Origin of the sequence: Streptomyces sp. NRRL S-118 (genome assembly GCF_000716335.1) — a bacterium.
Classification (GTDB): Bacteria; Actinomycetota; Actinomycetes; order Streptomycetales; family Streptomycetaceae; genus Streptomyces.
The window spans coordinates 193,527-212,342 of record NZ_KL591004.1; the positions used below are offsets into that span (position 1 = coordinate 193,527).

The following is an 18,816-nucleotide window of genomic DNA, read 5'->3' on the forward strand; positions in this document are numbered from 1 at the left end:
CCACAGCCAGACGGGGCGCTCCCCGGTGCCAGTAGGCTTCGGCGCGAGAGCCGGAGCCCCTGACCAATGGGGACACACCTGCCGAGGAGCGCCCCGCATGAGCCTGACCCTGAGGACCATCAGCCGAGAGCAGCATCTGGCGTACATCCAGAGCCTGCCCGCGGCGAGTCACTGCCAGGTCCCGGCGTGGGCGGACGTGAAGACCGAGTGGCGCTCGGAGAACCTGGGCTGGTTCGACAAGAGCGGCCAGCTCGTCGGCGCCGGTCTGGTCCTCTACCGCCAGCTTCCGAAGATCAAGCGGTACCTCGCCTACCTGCCCGAGGGACCGGTGATCAACTGGTACGCGCCGAACCTGGACGACTGGCTGCAGCCGATGCTGGCGCACCTGAAGAACCAGGGTGCCTTCTCGGTGAAGATGGGCCCGCCGGTCGTCATCCGCCGCTGGGACGCGGCCGCGATCAAGTCCGGCATCCAGGACCCGGACGTCAAGCGCCTGCGCGACGTCGAGGCCAGCCACATCGAGCCGCGCGCCTTCGAGGTGTCGGACCGGCTGCGCAAGATGGGCTGGCAGCAGGGCGAGGACGGCGGCGCCGGCTTCGGTGACGTCCAGCCCCGCTACGTCTTCCAGGTGCCGTTGGCGAACCGTTCGCTCGACGATGTCCTCAAGGGCTTCAACCAGCTGTGGCGGCGCAACATCAAGAAGGCCGAGAAGGCCGGTGTCGAGGTGGTCCAGGGCGGCTACGAGGACCTGGCCGAGTGGCAGCGGCTGTACGAGATCACCGCCGTGCGCGACCGTTTCCGGCCGCGTCCCCTCTCCTACTTCCAGCGCATGTGGACCGTCCTCAACAACGAGGACCCCAACCGCATGCGGCTGTACTTCGCGCGCCACAACGGCGTGAACCTTTCGGCGGCCACGATGCTCGTCGTGGGCGGCCACGTCTGGTACTCCTACGGCGCCTCGGACAACATCGGCCGCGAAGTTCGGCCCTCGAACGCGATGCAGTGGCGGATGCTGCGCGACGCCTACGCGATGGGCGCGACCGTCTACGACCTGCGCGGCATCTCCGACTCGCTCGACGAGACGGACCACCTCTTCGGCCTGATCCAGTTCAAGGTGGGCACGGGCGGCGAGGCCGTCGAGTACATCGGTGAGTGGGACTTCCCGCTCAACAAGCTGCTGCACAAGGCACTCGACATCTACATGTCGCGCCGCTGACGCTTCCGTAGTCTCGTCCATACCTTCGATACACCGCAGCCATCAGAAAGGTTCCGTGCCGGCCATGGCGCTCTCCCTCTACGTCGACACCGCTCGCTGGCGGGCGCACCAGAAGACCGTGATCGACCAGTTCCCGGGTCTCGTCCCGGTCTGCAAGGGCAATGGCTACGGCTTCGGACATGAGCGGCTGTCGGAGGAGGCGGCACGTTTCGGCGCCGACATGCTGGCCGTGGGCACCACGTACGAGGCCGCACGGATCAAGGACTGGTTCAGCGGCGACCTGCTCGTCCTCACGCCGTTCCGGCGTGGTGAGGAGCCCGTGCCGCTGCCGGACCGGGTGATCCGGTCGGTGTCGTCCGTCGACGGGGTCCACGCGCTGGTCGGCGCCCGCGTCGTCATCGAGTGCATGAGCTCGATGAAGCGCCACGGCATCAGCGAGCACGATTTGGGCCGGCTGCACGCCGCCATCGAGGACGTCCGTCTGGAGGGCTTCGCGCTGCACCTGCCGCTGGACCGCACGGACGGCACCGACGCCGTCGAAGAGGTCATCGGCTGGATGGACCGGCTGCGCGCGGCCCGGCTGCCGCTGCACACCATGTTCGTCAGCCACCTGAAGGCGGAGGAACAGGCCCGTCTGCAGCAGCAGTTCCCGCAGACCCGCTTCCGCGCCCGCATCGGTACCCGCCTCTGGCTGGGCGACCACGAAGCGACGGAGTACCGCGGCGCGGTCCTGGACGTCACGCGGGTCGCCAAGGGTGATCGTTTCGGCTACCGGCAGCAGAAGGCGGCGTCGGACGGCTGGCTGGTCGTCGTCGCCGGCGGTACGTCCCACGGAGTGGGGCTGGAGGCGCCCAAGGCCATGCACGGCGTGATGCCGCGAGCCAAGGGCGTGGCCCGCGCCGGTCTGGCGACGGTCAACCGCAACCTCTCGCCGTTCGTCTGGTCGGGCAAGCAGCGCTGGTTCGCGGAGCCGCCGCACATGCAGGTGTCCATCCTCTTCGTCCCCGCGGACGCACAGGAGCCGAAGGTCGGGGACGAGCTGGTGGCGCACCTGCGGCACACCACCACCCAGTTCGACCGCCTCGTGGACCGCTAGGGCCTCTCGTCCCGAACGTGCTGCGCTCCTGGCCCTGGACCCGCCTCTCGCGGCGTTGTCCAGGGCCGGGAGCTCATTCCCGTACCACGCCCCACTCCACCCGCGGCCCCTGCACCGCGTGCGCCGCGTGCTCCGGCGGGTGTGCCGCCTGCCCGAGCACGAAGACGTCCTGCGACCCGTCCAGCACGCCGCCGGACGGGTCGTCCTCCCCGTCGCGCCGTACGGCGTCCCGCTCGGGCAGCAGGATGTCGCGGACGATCATGGCGCAGACGAACAGCGTCCCGGCCAGGTGCAGGGCGATCGCGAACTGGTACCCCTCGGTCGGCAGCCCCTGCTTGTTGCCGCTCGTCGTGTAGGCCAGGTACATCCAGATCCCCAGGAAGTACATGACCTCGCACGCCTGCCAGATCAGGAAGTCCCGCCAGCGCGGGCGGGCGAGGGCCGCGAGCGGGATCAGCCACAGCACGTACTGCGGCGAGTAGACCTTGTTGGTGAGGATGAACGCGGCGACCACCAGGAACGCCAGCTGGGCGAAGCGCGGCCTGCGCGGTGCGGTGAACGTCAGCACGGCGATCCCGGCGCAGGCGAGCAGCATCAGCAGGATGGCGTACGTGTTGACCGCCCCGACCTCGATGCCCTCGCCGGTGCGCTGGGTGAGGATCAGCCAGAACGAGCCGAAGTCGATGCTCCGCTCACTGCTGAAGGAGTAGAACTTCTTCCACCCCTCGGGCGCCAGCAGCATCACGGGCAGGTTGACCACCAGCCAGGAGCCCGCGGTACCCAGCAGCGCCAGCCCGAACTCCCGCCACTTCCAGGCCCGCCAGCACAGCAGAAGCAGCGGCCCCAGCAGCAGGAACGGGTAGAACTTGGCGGCCGTGGCCAGCCCCAGCAGGATCCCGAAGGCGAGCGCCCGCCCGCGCGACCACATCAGCATGGCGGCGGCGGTCAGGGCCACGGCGAGCAGGTCCCAGTTGATCGTCGCGGTGAGCGCGAGGGCGGGCGCAAGCGCGACCAGCAGGGCGTCCCACGGCCGGTTGCGGTGCGTACGGGCGACACAGACGGCGAGGACGGCCGCGCAGGCCATCAGCATGCCGGCGTTGACCATCCAGTACATCTGCTCGCGGGACTGGACATCCCCGTCGAACGGAGCCATCACCCACGCCGCCACCTGCATGAACAGTCCGGTCAGGACCGGGTACTCGAGGTACTCCATGTCGCCGCCGAGCCGGTCGAAGTACGGGATCAGGCCGTCGGCGAACCCGCGGCCCAGGAAGAGGTGCGGGATGTCGGAGTAACAGGCGTGGGTGTACTGCGAGCTGGTGCCGCGGAACCAGGCCCAGTTGTAGCAGGGCAGCTTCTGCACCATGCCCAGCGCGAACATGCCGATGGTGACGAGTGCGACGACCCGGACGGGGCTGAAGGGGCTGCTGCCGAGCCGTGCCCAGCGACCGGACGGCCCGCCGATCAGCTCGCTGCCCGCGGCCGCGACCTCGTCCCGCCACGTGGGCCGCACGACGGGCGGGTCCTGGTGCGCGCTGGTCTTCTCTGGGCTCGGCATGGGGACATCCTGCCGTACCGGGCTGTGGATCCGTGCGGCCTGTGGACAACGTCCGGAAAGCCGCGTGACTGCCTTCACGGAGCGGCTTGTGGACAGCGGTGCCGAACAGGGCGAGGGCCGCCGCGCCCGCTTCCGTACGTCGTGTACGCAGCGAGTGCGACGGCCCTCGCATCGGCCCTTCGAGCCGGTGGCCATGGCGGTTGCCCTTCGCCGACCGGCCCTCCGGGTCAGCCGGTGGGCGGCGCGCTAGCCGACCGTGCCACCGAACCAGCCCTCACCCGGGTCACCGCCGTTGCCGCCGTTGCCGTTGCCGTTGCCGCCACCCCCGGTCGGAGCGGACGGTGTGGGCGTCAGGCCGCCGGTGGTGGTTTCCCCCTCGGTCGTACCGCCGGTGTCCGTGGTACCGCCGGTGTCACCACCGCCGCCGTTCTGGCCACCGCCGCCGGTGTCCTCGCAGTCCCAGTCGAGCGGGCCGCAGGACTTGCCCGGCTCGGGGCTCTTCGAGGGCGGCGTCTTCGACGGGCTCGCCGAGGGCGACTCGGACGGGCTCGCGGACGGCGTGTCGGACGGCGTCGGCTCCGGGCTCTTGGCACCGCCGCCCCACACGGGCTCGGCTCCGAGGTCCTCGGGCTCGGGGAAGGCCTCGGCCTTCTCGCCCTTGAGGGCGTCCGACATGTACTTCTGGAAGATCTCGGACGGGAACGACGAGCCGTGGATCTTCTTCTGGTCGCCGGTGCCGTACATCTCCAGGAACTTGCGGTTCTTGTTGGCCGCGTTGTCGTCCATCCGGTACATGTCGATCGCGGTCGCCAGCTGAGGCGTGTAGCCCACGAACCAGGCGGACCTGTTGCCGTCGGTGGTACCGGTCTTGCCGGCGACCTGCCGGCCCGGGATGGCGGCGTTGTTGCCGGTGCCGTCCGGGTGCTCGACGACGTCCCTCAGCACATCGGTGACGTTGCTCGCGACAGCACTGGAGAAGGCCTTCCTCGCCTTGTCCTCGTGCTTGTAGACGGTCCGCCCCTCCTTCTTGACCTCCGTGACGGAGTACGGATCGCGCTGCTCACCGTTGGCCGCGAACGTCGCGTACGCACCCGCCATGCGGATGGCGCTCGGGTCGGAGATACCGATCGAGAAGGACGGCACGTTGCCCTTGGCGAGGCTGCTCTCGCGCAGACCCGCGTCCACCGCGGCCTGCCGCACCGTCGGGATGCCGACGTCCATGCCGAGCTGCACGAACGGCGAGTTGGCGGAGTGGATCATCGCCTTGCGGAGGTTGATGTCGCCGTAGCTCTGGTCACCGTCGTTGACCTGCAGCCACTCCTTGCCGTCCTCGTTCTGCCAGACGGTGCGGTCGTAGTTCCTGATCTTGACCTTGTTGTCACCGTTGTAGACGGCCGTGTCCGGGTCCACGATCCGGCGCTCGTCCGGGCCCTGCTCGGGTCCGAGCTCGGGGTTGCGGACACCGTCACGCATTGCGGCGGCCAGTACGAACGGCTTGAAGGTCGATCCGACCTGGGCACCTGTCTGGTCGGCGTTGTTGGTGAAGTGCTTGGTGGCGTCCTCGCCACCGTAGATGGCGACGATCGCCCCGGTCTCCGGGTCGACCGAGGCACCGCCGAACTGGACGTGGGTGTCGGTTTTCGGCCGCTTCTTCGGGTCGATGTGCTCGTCGTAGACCGCCTTGACGGCCTTCTGGAGCTTCTTGACCTTGTTCTGGTTGAAGGTCGTGTGGATCTCGTAGCCGCCCCGGGCCAGGTCCTTCGTGGTGATGCCCTGGTCGTTGTTGTTGATGAAGTAGGCCTTGGCGAGGTCGACCAGGTAACCGGTCTGCCCGCTCAGTGTGGCGCTCTTCCGCGGCTCCCCGATCGGGGGAAGATCGGTGTACTGGGCGCGCTCGGCAGCCGGGAGGTGGCCGTCCTTGACCATCTCGTCGAGGATCCACGCCCACCGCTTGGTGGCTCTCTCGGTGTTGGCGTCGCGCGTGGCGGCCGGGTCGATCTCGGTCGCGCCGGCGGGGTCGTAGTAGGTCGACCCCTTGAGCAGGGTGGCGAGGAAGGCGCACTCGCTGGCGTTGAGCTTGCTCGCGTCCTTGTCGAAGTAGGTGCGCGCCGCCGCCTGGATGCCGTACGCACCCCGCCCGTAGTACGAGGTGTTCAGATAGCCCGCCATCACCTCGGGCTTGTCGACCTCGTTGCCCACCTTGATGGAGATGAACAGCTCTTTCAACTTACGGCTCAGCGTCTGCGACTGGTCGTTGAGCATGGCGTTCTTGACGTACTGCTGGGTGATGGTCGAGCCACCCTGCGTCTGCTCGCCCTGCGCCATGTTGAGCAGCGCACGGCCGATGCCCATCGGGTCGATGCCCGAGTCCGTGCGGAACGTCTTGTTCTCCGCCGAGATCACGGCGTTCTGCATGTTCTCGGGGATCTGGTGGATCCCGATGATCTGCCGGTTGATCTCACCGCCGGTGGCGGCCATCTGCGTGCCGTCGTCCCAGTAGTAGACGTTGTTCTGCGCCGTGGCCACCTTCTGCGGGTCCGGCAGCTCCACCATGGCGTACGCGATCGCGGAGCCCGCCATGAGGATGCCGAGGAAGCCGAGGGTCAGACCCGTCGCGAGGCGCCACGACGGCACCCAGCGGCGCCAGCCGTACTTGTCGTGGCGGGGATAGTCGATCATCCGCTTCTTGCCAGGCTGTCCGCCCGCGCCCCGTCCCCGTCCGCCACCGCGCCCAGTACCGCGCTGGGCGGCACGGCGGGCCTCGGCGCGGCCGCCGTACGGGCGCTCCGTGCCGTACTCATCGGAAGGGGAGCCCGTGCTGGCTCCCCGTGCCTGAGCTGCCCGGCGGCCTGGGGGCTGCTGGGCGGCTCGCCTGGCCGCGGCACGTCCGCCACCTTGCGGCTGGGGCGGTTTGCGACGGTGCTCGCTCATCGAACGACTACTCCTCGGGCAGGCGAGTACGCCTGGAAGCGGCAGTGAGTTCCGGTCCCCCCGAAATGGCTGCGGACCAGCCCTGGCTCGAGCTCGTCCGCGATGCACACAGTGCACTCAGGACGAGGACGCCCCCTGGCGGCGCATGGTTCCCGGCGGTGTGCATGCCGCACAGACTACGCACGGTCAAAATCCAACTAGCGGGAAAGTTCACCCCAAATCAGGCAACTCACCTGCTGCGAATTGACGATGTGACGCCGCTCACGACCACCCCACTTGTCGCAACCGGAACGCCGCTCTATCGTCGGGATGTATCGAGTCGATACATCAGTACGACATAAGCATCGGTACGAGCGACGGTGACGGGGGAGGAGGAGGCGAAGGATGAGCAGGCGCTCCGGCATCCTCGAGTTCGCCGTCCTCGGCCTGCTGCGCGAAGCCCCGATGCACGGATACGAGCTGCGCAAGCGGCTCAACACGTCGCTGGGGATTTTCCGGGCGTTCAGTTACGGCACTCTTTACCCCTGCCTCAAGACGCTGGTCGCAAACGGCTGGTTGATCGAGGAACCGGGCAGCGCGCCCGAGGACGCCCTCGCCGCCTCGCTCGCGGGGCGGCGGGCCAAGATCGTCTACCGTCTGACGGCCGAGGGCAAGGAGCACTTCGAGGAGCTCCTGTCCCACACCGGCCCGGACACCTGGGAGGACGAGCACTTCGCGGCGCGCTTCGCCTTCTTCGGGCAGACCGAGCGCGAGGTGCGGATGCGGGTGCTCGAAGGGCGCCGCAGCCGCCTGGAGGAGCGCCTGGAGAAGATGCGCGCCTCCCTGGCCCGGACGCGCGAGCGCCTGGACGACTACACGCTCGAGCTGCAGCGGCACGGCATGGAGTCCGTGGAGCGCGAAGTGCGCTGGCTGAACGAGCTCATCGAGAGCGAGCGGGCGGGCCGGGATCAGCGACGGTCCGGCACCGACGCCCCGCAGGGCGACGGGACCTCCGGGGCCGGCGCCAAGGGCGCCGCTCAGCAGGACAACACATCTGGAGAGACGGGCGGCCTGCCCCGGCACGGGGGCAGTACCCGGCCGGATCCGTCCGACGACACCGCAAAGTGAGGCCCCGCGACCTGCAGGGCCTCGTCGAGAACACACAGGGAGCAACCGGAATGGGTTCGGTTCGCGTAGCCATCGTCGGCGTGGGCAACTGCGCCGCCTCGCTGGTGCAGGGCGTCGAGTACTACAAGGACGCCGACCCGGCGGGCAAGGTGCCGGGTCTGATGCACGTCCAGTTCGGCGAGTACCACGTCCGGGACGTCGAGTTCGTGGCCGCCTTCGACGTGGACGCGAAGAAGGTGGGTCTTGACCTCGCGGACGCCATCGGCGCCAGCGAGAACAACACCATCAAGATCTGCGACGTGCCGTCGACGGGCGTGACCGTCCAGCGCGGTCACACCCTGGACGGCCTGGGCAAGTACTACCGCCAGACCATCGAGGAGTCCCCCGAGGCCCCGGTCGACGTCGTCCAGGTCCTCAAGGACAAGCAGGTCGACGTCCTCGTCTGCTACCTGCCCGTCGGCTCCGAGGACGCGGCGAAGTTCTATGCCCAGTGCGCCATCGACGCCAAGGTCGCCTTCGTCAACGCCCTCCCGGTCTTCATCGCCGGCACCAAGGAGTGGGCGGACAAGTTCACCGAGGCCGGCGTCCCGATCGTGGGTGACGACATCAAGTCGCAGGTCGGCGCCACCATCACGCACCGCGTCATGGCGAAGCTCTTCGAGGACCGGGGCGTCGTCCTGGACCGCACGATGCAGCTGAACGTCGGCGGCAACATGGACTTCAAGAACATGCTCGAGCGCGAGCGCCTGGAGTCCAAGAAGATCTCCAAGACGCAGGCCGTCACCTCGCAGATCCCGGATCGGGACCTCGGCGAGAACAACGTCCACATCGGCCCGTCGGACTACGTGGCCTGGCTGGACGACCGCAAGTGGGCGTACGTCCGCCTCGAGGGCCGCGCCTTCGGTGACGTCCCGCTGAACCTGGAGTACAAGCTCGAGGTGTGGGACTCCCCGAACTCCGCGGGTGTCATCATCGACGCGCTGCGCGCCGCGAAGATCGCCAAGGACCGCGGCATCGGTGGCCCGATCCTCTCCGCGTCCTCGTACTTCATGAAGTCCCCGCCGGTGCAGTACTTCGACGACGAGGCCCGCGAGAACGTCGAGAAGTTCATCAAGGGCGAGGTCGAGCGCTGAGCCTCCCGGCACAGCGCTGAACCCGCGGACGACGCGCCGGCCCCCGAGGCCGAGCGCTGAGTCCCACCGACGGTGCACGCCCGGCCGATGCTGCTGTCACAGCCGCACTCGCCCGCTCGGCCGCACCCGCGGTGTCGAAGGTCCCCGTGGCATCTGCCCGGGGACCTTCGCCGTATGTGACCCTTGGGCCATGCCTGTCGTACGTGATCTGCGCGTACTCCTGCGCCTAGCGCACTTCCGCCGCCTGCTCGCCGTACGACTGCTCTCCCAGTGCGCCGACGGCGTCTACCAAGTGGCACTCGCCACGTACGTCGTCTTCTCCCCCGAGAAGCAGACCTCGCCCGCCGCGATCGCCTCCGCGATGGCGGTCCTGCTGCTGCCCTACTCGTTCGTGGGCCCATTCGCCGGCGTCCTGCTCGACCGCTGGCGGCGGCGCCAGGTCCTGCTGTACGGGAATCTCCTGCGAGCCCTGCTGGCCGGCGTCACCGCGGCACTGATCCTTGTCTCCGTGCCGGAATGGGTCTTCTACGGCTCCGCGCTCACTGTCACCGCCGTCAACCGCTTCGTCCTGGCCGGGCTGTCGGCCGCTCTGCCCCGGGTCGTCGACGCCGACAGGCTCGTGATGGCCAACTCCGTCTCGCCCACCGCGGGTACCCTCGCCGCGACGGCCGGCGGCGGGCTCGCCTTCGCCGTACGGCTGCTCGTGGCCGACTCCGACGCCGCAGTGGTGCTGCTCGGCGCGGCGCTCTATCTCTGTTCGGCGCTCGCCTCGCTGCGCTTGGGGCGCGAACTGCTCGGGCCCGACCCGGATGTGGTGCAGCCCCGGTTCGGTGTCGCTCTGGCCTCGACCGCGCGAGGCCTGATCAGCGGGCTGCGGCACCTGTCGGAGCGCAGGGACGCGGCGCGAGCGCTGGCCGCGATGACCGTCATGCGCTTCTGCTACGGCGCGCTGACGGTCATGGTGCTCATGCTCTGCCGGTACGCCTGGTCGGCCAGCGAGTCGGAGGGGCTGGGGCTGCTGGGACTGGCCCTCGGAGTGTCCGGCGCCGGCTTCTTCGCCGCCGCGGTGCTCTCGCCCTGGATGATCGGGCGGCTGGGCCAGTTCGGCTGGATGGCGGTATGCGCCGGGTCGGCCGCGGTGCTGGAGCCGGCACTGGGGGTGCCCTTCGCTCCGGTACCGATGCTGGTCGCCGCCTTCATCCTGGGGCTCACGACACAGGGCACCAAGATTTCCACCGACACGGTCGTGCAGAAGGTGGTGGATGACTCCCACCGGGGCCGGATCTTTGCCCTGTACGACGTGCTGTTCAACGTGGCCTTCGTCGGCGCGGCCGGGATCGCCGCGCTGCTGCTGCCCTCCGACGGCCGGTCGCTCCCGCTGGTCGCCCTGGTCGCCGTCCTGTACGCGAGCCTCGTCATCCTGCTGCTGCGATGGCGACGGGCCAGCGCGCTGCTGTAGCGCCTCCCACGTGGCCGGCCGACCCGGGCGGGCGACGTTTCACGTGAAACATCGCCCGTGGGCCTCACGTGTCGGCGGCCGTCATGTTTCACGTGAAACATGACGGCCGCCGACACTCGGACCAGGCCGGTCAGTCCCGGCCCGCCCACCACTTCTTGAGGGCAGCGACAGCAGCGTCGCGCTCCATCGGCCCGTTCTCCAGCCGCAGCTCCAGCAGGAACTTGTACGCCTGCCCGACGGCCGGACCCGGGCCGATACCCAGGATCTCCTGGATTTCGTTGCCGTTCAGGTCGGGCCGGATGGCGTCCAGCTCCTCCTGCTCCTGCAGCTTGGCGATGCGCTCTTCCAGCCCGTCGTAGGCGCGGGACAGCGCACCGGCCTTGCGCTTGTTGCGTGTGGTGCAGTCGGACCGGGTCAGCTTGTGGAGCCGGCTCAGCAGCGGCCCCGCATCGCGCACATAGCGGCGCACGGCCGAGTCGGTCCATTCACCGGTTCCGTAGCCGTGGAACCGCAGGTGCAGCTCCACCAGTCGCGCCACGTCCTTGATCATGTCGTTCGAGTACTTCAGGGCGGTCATGCGCTTCTTGACCATCTTCGCTCCGACCACCTCATGGTGGTGGAACGAGACCCGCCCGTCCGGCTCGAAACGCCGGGTGCGCGGCTTGCCGATGTCATGGAGCAGCGCCGCCAGCCGCAGCACCAGGTCCGGGCCGTCCTCCTCGAGGTCGATGGCCTGCTCCAGCACGGTCAGGGAGTGCTCGTACACGTCCTTGTGCCGGTGGTGCTCGTCGCTCTCCAGCCGCAGAGCGGGCAGCTCGGGAAGGACCCGGTCGGCCAGGCCGGTCATGACCAGCAGCCCCAGACCCTTGCGCGGGTGCGCCGAGAGGAGCAGCTTGTTGAGCTCATCACGTACCCGCTCGGCGGAGACGATCTCGATCCGCTCGGCCATCTCCATCATGGCGGTGATGACCTCGGAAGCCACCTCGAAGTCGAGCTGCGCGGCGAACCGGGCTGCGCGCATCATGCGCAGCGGGTCGTCGGAGAAGGACTCCTCCGGCGTACCGGGAGTCCGCAGAACGCGCTCGGCGAGATCCTGAAGCCCGCCGTACGGGTCGATGAACTCCTTCTCCGGCAGCGCGACGGCCATCGCGTTGACCGTGAAGTCACGACGGACGAGATCTTCCTCGATGGAGTCGCCGTAGGAGACCTCGGGCTTGCGCGACGTCCGGTCGTACGCCTCGGACCGGTACGTCGTGATCTCGATCTGGAAGCGCTGAACCGCATCCCCGACACGGGCGTCCTTCTGCGACCCGACGGTGCCGAACGCGATGCCGACGTCCCACACGGAGTCAGCCCACGGCCGCACGATCTTCAGTACGTCCTCGGGGCGGGCGTCGGTGGTGAAGTCGAGGTCGTTGCCGAGCCGCCCGAGCAGCGCGTCGCGCACCGAGCCGCCGACCAGGGCCAGACTGAACCCGGCCTCCTTGAAACGGCGGGCGAGATCGTCGGCGACCGGCGACACACGCAGTAGTTCACTGACCGCGCGGCGTTGCGCCTCGCTCAGTGCAGTCGGGTTCTCTTCGTTCGGGTTCGGCACAGCAGAAAAGGTTACGTGCCCGGGCCCCGCGGGTCGTCCTCGTTTCCGCCCGATCATGTGGAGCACTCCGCGGCACTTAGGTCCGGCGAGCCTCGTTACCATGCGTGGACGCAGGAACCGACAACCACCAACGGACACCAGACGACAAGGGACGGGTAGCGCGTGGCCGAGGCGGCAGACTTCCAGGGCACCCGCCCCTCCCCTGCCCGCCGGTGGCTGCGGCGTACAGCCTCCGTCGTCGCCGGCCTGCCCCTGTTCGCCGGGCTGCTCTACGGCCCGGTCGCCCCGTCGGCCCACGCGGACGCGAAGGTCGCCGGGGCCCGCACCGTCGATGTGTCCCTGGACACGTTCAGCCCCAGCGCGCCGATGGACGGGGACACCCTGACGATCACCGGCACGGTGACCAACGACGGCAAAGAGACCGTCACCGGCGGGGCGGTGGACCTACGGGTCGGTTCCCCCCTCCCCAACCGCGGCGCGATCGACGAGGTGGCCGAGCGGAAGGGCTTCACGCCCGGCAGCGACGGCACGGATCTCGGCGATGCATACACCTACAAGATCCCGGCGCTCCCGGCGGGGATCACGGAGGACTTCACCCTCTCCGTACCGGTGGACAAGCTCGGCCTCGACGAGGAGGGCGTCTACCAGCTCGGGGTCTCCCTCACGGGGCGCACCCCCAGTGAGCCCTACGACCAGGTGCTGGGCATCGAGCGCACCTTCCTCCCGTGGCAGTCCGACGCCACGGAGAAGAAGACCGGGCTCACCTACCTGTGGCCCTTGATCTCCTCGACGCGTCTGTCCGCCGTGACAGGTTCGGACGACCAGCAGACCCCGGTCCTTGAGAACGATGACCTGGCCGCGGAGCTGGCCCCCGGCGGCCGGCTGGAGCGGCTCGTCGCGCTGGGCGCCGAGCTCCCCGTCACCTGGGTCATCGATCCCGACCTGCTGGCCACCGTCGAGGCGATGACCCGGAGCTACCGGGTCAAGGACGGGGACGCCGACGTACCCGGGCGGAATCAGGCCGTCGCCAGACAGTGGCTGAGCTCGCTCGACAAGGCCGTACAGGGCGGCAAGGTGGTCGCCCTCCCGTACGCCGATCCCGACCTGGCGTCGCTCGCCCACCGCGGCAAGGACGTCTCCGGCTCGCTCAGCCACCTCCAGCCGGCCACGGAGCTGGCCGAGACGACCGTGGAGACGATCCTCCACGTGAAGCCGTCCGTGGACTTCGCCTGGCCGGTCGACGGAGCGATCGACCCGTCGGTCGTCGACGTCGCCACCTCGGCCGGTGCCGACAAGGTGATCGCCCGCAGCGACAGCGTGCGCGACGACCTCTCGTACACGCCGACCGCGGCACGGCCCATCGGCGGCGGCACGACGGCCGTCGTGGCCGACGAGGCGCTGTCGACCGCTTTCACGGGCGACATGACCAAAGCCGAGGACTCCACGCTCGCCGTGCAGCGGTTCCTCGCCCACACCCTGACCGTGACGCAGCAGCAGCCGGGCAAGCAGCGCAGCATCGTCGTCGCCCCGCAGCGCATGCCGACCGCCGCCCAGGCCCAGTCGATGGCGAGCGCCCTGCGGGGCCTGTCCGCCCAGCGCTGGACGCAGCCCGTCGACCTGGTCACGGCGGCAGCGGCCAAGCCCGACCCGCGCGCCGCGACGAAGGTGCCGGGCAGCGCCCGCTACCCGCAGAAACTGCGCCGCCAGGAGCTGCCTCTGCAGGCGTTCCAGGACATGAAGGCCACCCAGGAGACCCTGGACAACTTCAAGGTGATCCTCACCGCGGCGTACCGGGTCGTCACGCCGGTGGGCAATGCGATCAACCGGGAGATGTCGACATCGTGGCGTGGCCGGCCACAGTCGGCGGCGGTCTACCGCCAGGGTGTGCTGACGCATCTCAAGAGCCTCACCACCGAGGTCAAGCTCATCGACAAATCGGATCTGACGCTGTCGGGGCGCAGCGCGACGATCCCGGTGACCGTGCAGAACAAGCTGCTGCAGGGCGTCGACCACCTGGTGCTGAGGCTGACGTCGACGAAGCCGACCCGCCTGAAGCTCAACGGCGACACCGTCTCCGAGCTGCCGGTCAGGATCGAAGGCGGCCACAGCCAGTCGGTGAAGTTCACGGCGTCCGCCGCCGCCAACGGCCCCGTCCCGATGACGGCGCAGCTGTACACGGAGGACGGCAGGCCGTACGGCAAGCCCATGAGCTTCACCGTCAAGGTCTCCGAGATCACACCGACGGTGATGCTGGTCATCGCGGGCGGTGTCCTGCTGCTCGTCCTCGCCGGCATCAGGATGTACACGCAGCGCAAGCGCGCCGCGGCCCGTGACACCGCGGCCGGCGGAGACCCGGGGGCCGACCCCAAGGCCGACCCCGAAGCAGCCCCGGACGGGAGCCCGGACCAGGACCCGAAGGCGGCCGGGGAACCGGCCGCGGAGGCCGCAGCGGAGCAGGCACCGGGAGCGGAGGACGGAACGGCGGCCGCGGACGACGACGATCCGGAGCAGCCGAGTGACCCGACGCCGGACACCGGAGCGCAAAGCACGGACCCGTCGGGCCCGGGTGAGAAAGTGGACCGTTGAGCGATGTCGTGGCCGGTCGGCCGGGGACGATGAGGTGGGGTAACCATGAACGCGCCGTATGACGGTGACCGCGGTCAGGGCGCGGGCGGCGGCAGTGCGCCTTCCGGTGGGACGCCCGCGGCGCCCCCGGCCGGCCAGGTGCCGCCACCGGCCCGTCCGCACGGCCAGGACCCGCAGGGCCCGGACCCGTACCTCCAGGACGCCTACGAGCAGGACCCGTACCGGGCACACGACCTTTCCAGCCAGGACCCGGTGAGCGAGGCGCTCTACGACCGCGCCGCGCACCCGCCGCCCCCGCCCGGCACCTATCCGGAGCCGCAGCCGCTCTACCAGCAGCCCGCCGCGCCGCAGTACGCCCCCGATCCGCGCGTCTGGGCGCCGACCCCGCCGCCCGAGCCCGACGGCCCCTCCCGCCACCTCCCATACGGCGACGACGCCAGGACCGTTCAGTTCACCGGCGTCGACGACCTGGTCACGCGGGCGGGCGAGGACCAGCCGGAGCCGGACGCCTTCGCGCACCTCTACCGGGATCAGCAGGCCCCTGGCCAGCCGCCTGCCGCGCAGGAATCCGAGCCCGATCCGGTACCGGCGGCGCCCGCGCCCGCTCCGAAGAAGTCCGGTGGCGGCCGCGCGTCCGGCCTGCTGAAGTCGAGCGCCGTGATGGCCGCGGGCACCCTGGTGTCGCGCCTCACGGGCTTCGTCCGCGCTCTCGTCATCACCGGCGCGCTCGGAGCCGCACTGCTCGGTGACTCCTACACCGTCGCGGCCACCCTGCCGACGATGATCTACATCCTCACCGTCGGCGGCGGTCTGAACTCCGTCTTCGTCCCCCAGCTCGTCCGCTCGATGAAGGACGACGAGGACGGCGGCGAGGCGTACGCCAACCGGCTGCTCACCCTCGTCATGGTCGCACTGGGCGTGATCGTGGCCATCGCGGTGCTCGGAGCGCCCTTGCTGGTGCGGGCCATGTCGCCCACCATCGCAAGCGATCAGGCGGCCAACAGCGTCGCCGTCACCTTCGCCCGCTTCTGCCTGCCCACCATCTTCTTCATGGGCGTGCACGTGGTGATGGGTCAGATCCTCAACGCCCGCGGCCGGTTCGGCGCGATGATGTGGACTCCTGTCCTCAACAACATCGTCGTCATCTTCACCTTCGGGATGTTCATCTGGGTCTACGGCACCTCCGCCGAGACCGAGATGGCGGTCACCACCATCCCGGACGAGGGCGTGCGGCTGCTGGGCATCGGCACGTTGCTCGGTCTGGTGGTCCAGGCGCTGGCGATGATCCCGTACCTCCGAGAGGCGGGCTTCCGCTTCCGGCCGCGCTTCGACTGGAAGGGCCAGGGGCTGGGGAAGACAGTCAAGCTGGCCAAGTGGACCGTTCTGTTCGTCCTCGCCAACCAGGCGGGCGTCGTGGTGGTCACACAGCTCGCCACGGCGGCCGGCAAGGCGTCCGGCACCGACGGGGCGGGCATCCTCGCGTACTCCAACGCCCAGCTGATCTGGGGCATGCCGCAGGCCATCATCACCGTCTCGGTGATGGCCGCACTGCTTCCGCGCATCTCCCGTGCGGCGCACGACAACGACCCGGGCGCGGTCCGGGACGACATCTCCCAGGGCCTGCGGAACTCCGCCGTCGCCATCGTGCCGATCGCGTTCGCCTTCCTGGCGCTGGGACTGCCGATCTGCACCCTGCTGTTCGCGTCCGCCACCGACGAGGCCGCTCGCGGCATGGGATACATGCTGATGGCCTTCGGCCTCGGCCTGATCCCGTACTCGGTGCAGTACGTCGTACTGCGCGGCTTCTACGCGTACGAGGACACGCGCACGCCCTTCTACAACACCGTCATCGTCGCCGGCGTGAACGCGGCCGCGTCCGGTGTCTGCTACGTCGTGCTGCCGGCCCGCTGGGCTGTCGTCGGCATGGCCGCTTCGTACGGCCTCGCCTACGCCGTCGGTGTCGGCGTCGCCTGGCGCCGGCTGCGCAACCGGCTGGGCGGCGACCTGGACGGCTCCCACGTCGTGCGGACGTATGCCCGGCTGTGCATGGCGTCCGTTCCCGCGGCGCTCGCCGGCGGGGCCACCGGTTTCGCCATCCTCAACGCCCTCGGGCAGAGTGCGCTGGGCGCGAGTGCGGCGCTGGTGGCCGGCGGGATCGTGCTGCTGGGCGTCTTCTACCTGGCGGCGAAGAAGATGCGCATCCAGGAGCTCAATGCCATGGTCGGCATGATTCGCGGCCGACTCGGCCGCTAGGCACCGGAAAGAGGCCGACAAGTAGCGGCCACCGCGCAACCATCGTGGGCCACCGCGTGTCGTGCACTGCGGCGGACTGTGGGCACAATTGGCATGGCTGTTGGATATGGCGCAACGGATGGGGAGGCAGGAACGACGGTGGCGGAACGTAGCACGGCTGCCGTCGACGTGGCCGACAACAGCGGAGACGACCCGCTGACCGCGAAGGCGGACAAGGCCGCGGCCGACGGGGTGGCGGAAGCGCAGGACACGGCGGAGACGTCTGCCGAGAACACCGACGACGAGCGGCGGACCGGCGGTCAGCCTCCCCGTAAGAGCCCGGAGCTGCACAGCGGCCACAAGCTCGCCCGGCGCTACCGGTTGGAGGAGTGCGTCACCCGACTGGACGGCTTCAGCAGCTGGCGTGCCGTCGACGAGAAGCTGCGCCGTGCGGTGGGTGTGCACGTACTGCCGGCGGATCACCCGAGGGCTCGGTCGGTGCTGGCGGCGGCGCGCTCCTCCGCGCTGCTCGGCGACCCTCGTTTCGTGCAGGTCCTGGACGCGGTCGAGGAGAACGAACTCGTCTACGTCGTCCATGAATGGCTGCCGGACGCCACCGAGCTCACCGCTCTGCTCGCCGCCGGGCCGCTGGAGCCGCACGACGCCTACGGGCTCGTCAGCCAGGTCTCGCAGGCCATGGCCGCGGCGCACCGGGAAGGGCTCGCCCACCTCCGGCTCACCCCCGGCGCGGTCCTGCGCACCTCCACCGGCCAGTGGCGCATCCGCGGGCTCGCGGTGAACGCGGCCCTGCGCGGCATCAGCGCCGACCGTCCGCAGCGCACCGACACGGAGGCGATCGGCGCGCTGCTGTACGCCGCTCTCACGCAGCGCTGGCCGTACGAGGACGACGCTCACGGACTGTCCGGTCTTCCCAAGGGCGTTGGGCTCATCGCACCCGACCAGGTCCGGGCGGGTGTGCACCGCGGCCTCTCCGAGATCGCCATGCGGGCCCTCGCCAATGACGGAGCGACCGCCTCCCGTCAGGAGCCGGCCTGCACCACTCCCGACGAGCTCGCCAAGGCCGTCGCCGCGATGCCCCGGATCCGACCGCCGGAGCCCCAGTTCCCCACGCCGCCCGACTATCAGCGCACGACGTACCAGCAGGGGACCTACGGCCGGCCCAAGCCCCGTCCCCACGCGGTCGCCCCTCAGCCGGCCCCCGTCCCGCCCGCCCCGCTCCAGACCCGCACGGGCAAGGCCCTCAAATGGGTTGTGTCGGCTCTCCTCATCGCGGCCCTGGGCCTGGGGAGCTGGCAGGTGGCCGACAAGCTCCTCGAGAGCGACCAGGGCGCCGAGAAGCCGAAGCCCACGCAGACCAACACCACGACCGGCGGCAACGAGAAGCCGAAGACGCCCGTTCCACTGAAGATCGAGGACGCCGAGGAGTACGCACCGGACGGCGTTCCGCAGAACGCCGACGACGCCGACAAGACGCACGACGGCGACAGCGGAAGCTACTGGCGGACGAAGTACTACCTCGACGGGCCGGAACTCGAACCTTCGATCAAGAAGGGTGTCGGCATCGTCTACGACCTCGGCTCGGAGAGGGACGTCTCCAGCGTCTCCATAGGCCTGCGGTTCATCGGCGACCACACCACCATCTCGCTCTACGCGACCGACGCGCTGTCCCCTTCCGGTTCCGTCGACGACATGAAGAAGATCGCGACCGGGACGGGCAGCGGCACCACCCTGCAGATCTCCGCCGACAAGCCGGTGAAGACGCGGTACGTGCTGCTCTGGATGACCGCGATGCCGTACTCCGGACAGGACGGCTACAGCAAGCCGGGCTTCAAGCAGGCGATCACCGACGTGAAGTTCACCGGCTGACACAGAGACGTGGG

Annotated in this window: 11 protein-coding genes; 8 read left to right on the plus strand and 3 right to left on the minus strand. The window is 69.5% G+C overall.

The window, feature by feature from the left end; translation table 11 throughout:
* The first annotated feature begins 97 nt into the window (after nt 1-97).
* Nucleotides 98-1,216: a lipid II:glycine glycyltransferase FemX gene (locus IH00_RS0110220; RefSeq protein WP_031071894.1), complete on the plus strand. Its 1,119-nt coding sequence runs from the start codon at nt 98-100 to the stop codon at nt 1,214-1,216.
* Between the two features lie 64 nt (nt 1,217-1,280).
* Nucleotides 1,281-2,312: an alanine racemase gene (locus IH00_RS0110225; protein WP_031071896.1), complete on the plus strand. Its 1,032-nt coding sequence runs from the start codon at nt 1,281-1,283 to the stop codon at nt 2,310-2,312.
* A gap of 73 nt (nt 2,313-2,385) precedes the next feature.
* On the opposite strand, the gene IH00_RS0110230 is transcribed toward IH00_RS0110225, so the two are convergent.
* Nucleotides 2,386-3,870, minus strand: coding sequence for a glycosyltransferase family 87 protein (locus IH00_RS0110230; RefSeq protein WP_031071899.1), 1,485 nt, complete (start codon nt 3,868-3,870; stop codon nt 2,386-2,388).
* Nucleotides 3,871-4,116: 246 nt separating this feature from the next.
* On the minus strand, nt 4,117-6,801 hold the full coding sequence (locus IH00_RS0110235; protein WP_039946703.1) for a transglycosylase domain-containing protein: 2,685 nt from the start codon (nt 6,799-6,801) through the stop codon (nt 4,117-4,119).
* Nucleotides 6,802-7,185: 384 nt separating this feature from the next.
* Between IH00_RS0110235 and IH00_RS0110240 the strand changes: the two genes are divergently transcribed.
* The 3 genes from IH00_RS0110240 to IH00_RS0110250 all read left to right on the plus strand — a co-directional run bounded on the left by IH00_RS0110240 (nt 7,186) and on the right by IH00_RS0110250 (nt 10,500).
* Nucleotides 7,186-7,908 carry a PadR family transcriptional regulator gene (locus tag IH00_RS0110240; protein WP_031071903.1) on the plus strand — a complete coding sequence of 241 codons (723 nt, stop codon included), beginning with the start codon at nt 7,186-7,188 and terminating at the stop codon, nt 7,906-7,908.
* A gap of 50 nt (nt 7,909-7,958) precedes the next feature.
* Nucleotides 7,959-9,041, plus strand: a complete 1,083-nt coding sequence (locus IH00_RS0110245; protein ID WP_031071907.1) for an inositol-3-phosphate synthase — start codon at nt 7,959-7,961, stop codon at nt 9,039-9,041.
* A gap of 190 nt (nt 9,042-9,231) precedes the next feature.
* A complete protein-coding gene (locus IH00_RS0110250) occupies nt 9,232-10,500 on the plus strand; it encodes an MFS transporter (protein ID WP_031071909.1) in 1,269 nt (422 codons plus the stop codon).
* Nucleotides 10,501-10,630: 130 nt separating this feature from the next.
* On the opposite strand, the gene IH00_RS0110255 is transcribed toward IH00_RS0110250, so the two are convergent.
* On the minus strand, nt 10,631-12,097 hold the full coding sequence (locus IH00_RS0110255) for a CCA tRNA nucleotidyltransferase (protein WP_031071911.1): 1,467 nt from the start codon (nt 12,095-12,097) through the stop codon (nt 10,631-10,633).
* Between the two features lie 162 nt (nt 12,098-12,259).
* Here IH00_RS0110255 and IH00_RS0110260 point away from each other — a divergent pair, with 162 nt between their 5' ends.
* The 3 genes from IH00_RS0110260 (at nt 12,260) to IH00_RS0110270 (ending at nt 18,802) form a co-directional block, all read left to right on the plus strand.
* A complete protein-coding gene (locus tag IH00_RS0110260) occupies nt 12,260-14,683 on the plus strand; it encodes a DUF6049 family protein (RefSeq protein WP_031071913.1) in 2,424 nt (807 codons plus the stop codon).
* A 45-nt stretch (nt 14,684-14,728) separates the two neighbouring features.
* Nucleotides 14,729-16,936 (plus strand): murein biosynthesis integral membrane protein MurJ, encoded by a 2,208-nt coding sequence (murJ, locus tag IH00_RS0110265; protein ID WP_031071916.1) that lies wholly within the window; start codon nt 14,729-14,731, stop codon nt 16,934-16,936.
* A gap of 138 nt (nt 16,937-17,074) precedes the next feature.
* The gene (locus IH00_RS0110270; RefSeq protein WP_031071918.1) at nt 17,075-18,802 is read left to right on the plus strand and encodes a protein kinase family protein; all 1,728 of its coding nucleotides are present in this window, start codon (nt 17,075-17,077) and stop codon (nt 18,800-18,802) included.
* Nucleotides 18,803-18,816: the final 14 nt, after the last annotated feature.

What these genes read in the sequence shown, in the direction of transcription:
- IH00_RS0110245 (WP_031071907.1), top strand. Translation starts at nt 7,959, where the DNA reads ATGGGTTCGGTTCGCGTAGCCATCGTCGGCGTGGGCAACTGCGCCGCC.
- IH00_RS0110250 (WP_031071909.1), top strand. Translation starts at nt 9,232, where the DNA reads ATGCCTGTCGTACGTGATCTGCGCGTACTCCTGCGCCTAGCGCACTTC.
- IH00_RS0110225 (WP_031071896.1), top strand. Translation starts at nt 1,281, where the DNA reads ATGGCGCTCTCCCTCTACGTCGACACCGCTCGCTGGCGGGCGCACCAG.
- IH00_RS0110230 (WP_031071899.1), bottom strand. Translation starts at nt 3,870, where the DNA reads ATGCCGAGCCCAGAGAAGACCAGCGCGCACCAGGACCCGCCCGTCGTG.
- murJ (WP_031071916.1), top strand. Translation starts at nt 14,729, where the DNA reads ATGAACGCGCCGTATGACGGTGACCGCGGTCAGGGCGCGGGCGGCGGC.
- IH00_RS0110235 (WP_039946703.1), bottom strand. Translation starts at nt 6,801, where the DNA reads ATGAGCGAGCACCGTCGCAAACCGCCCCAGCCGCAAGGTGGCGGACGT.
- IH00_RS0110240 (WP_031071903.1), top strand. Translation starts at nt 7,186, where the DNA reads ATGAGCAGGCGCTCCGGCATCCTCGAGTTCGCCGTCCTCGGCCTGCTG.
- IH00_RS0110220 (WP_031071894.1), top strand. Translation starts at nt 98, where the DNA reads ATGAGCCTGACCCTGAGGACCATCAGCCGAGAGCAGCATCTGGCGTAC.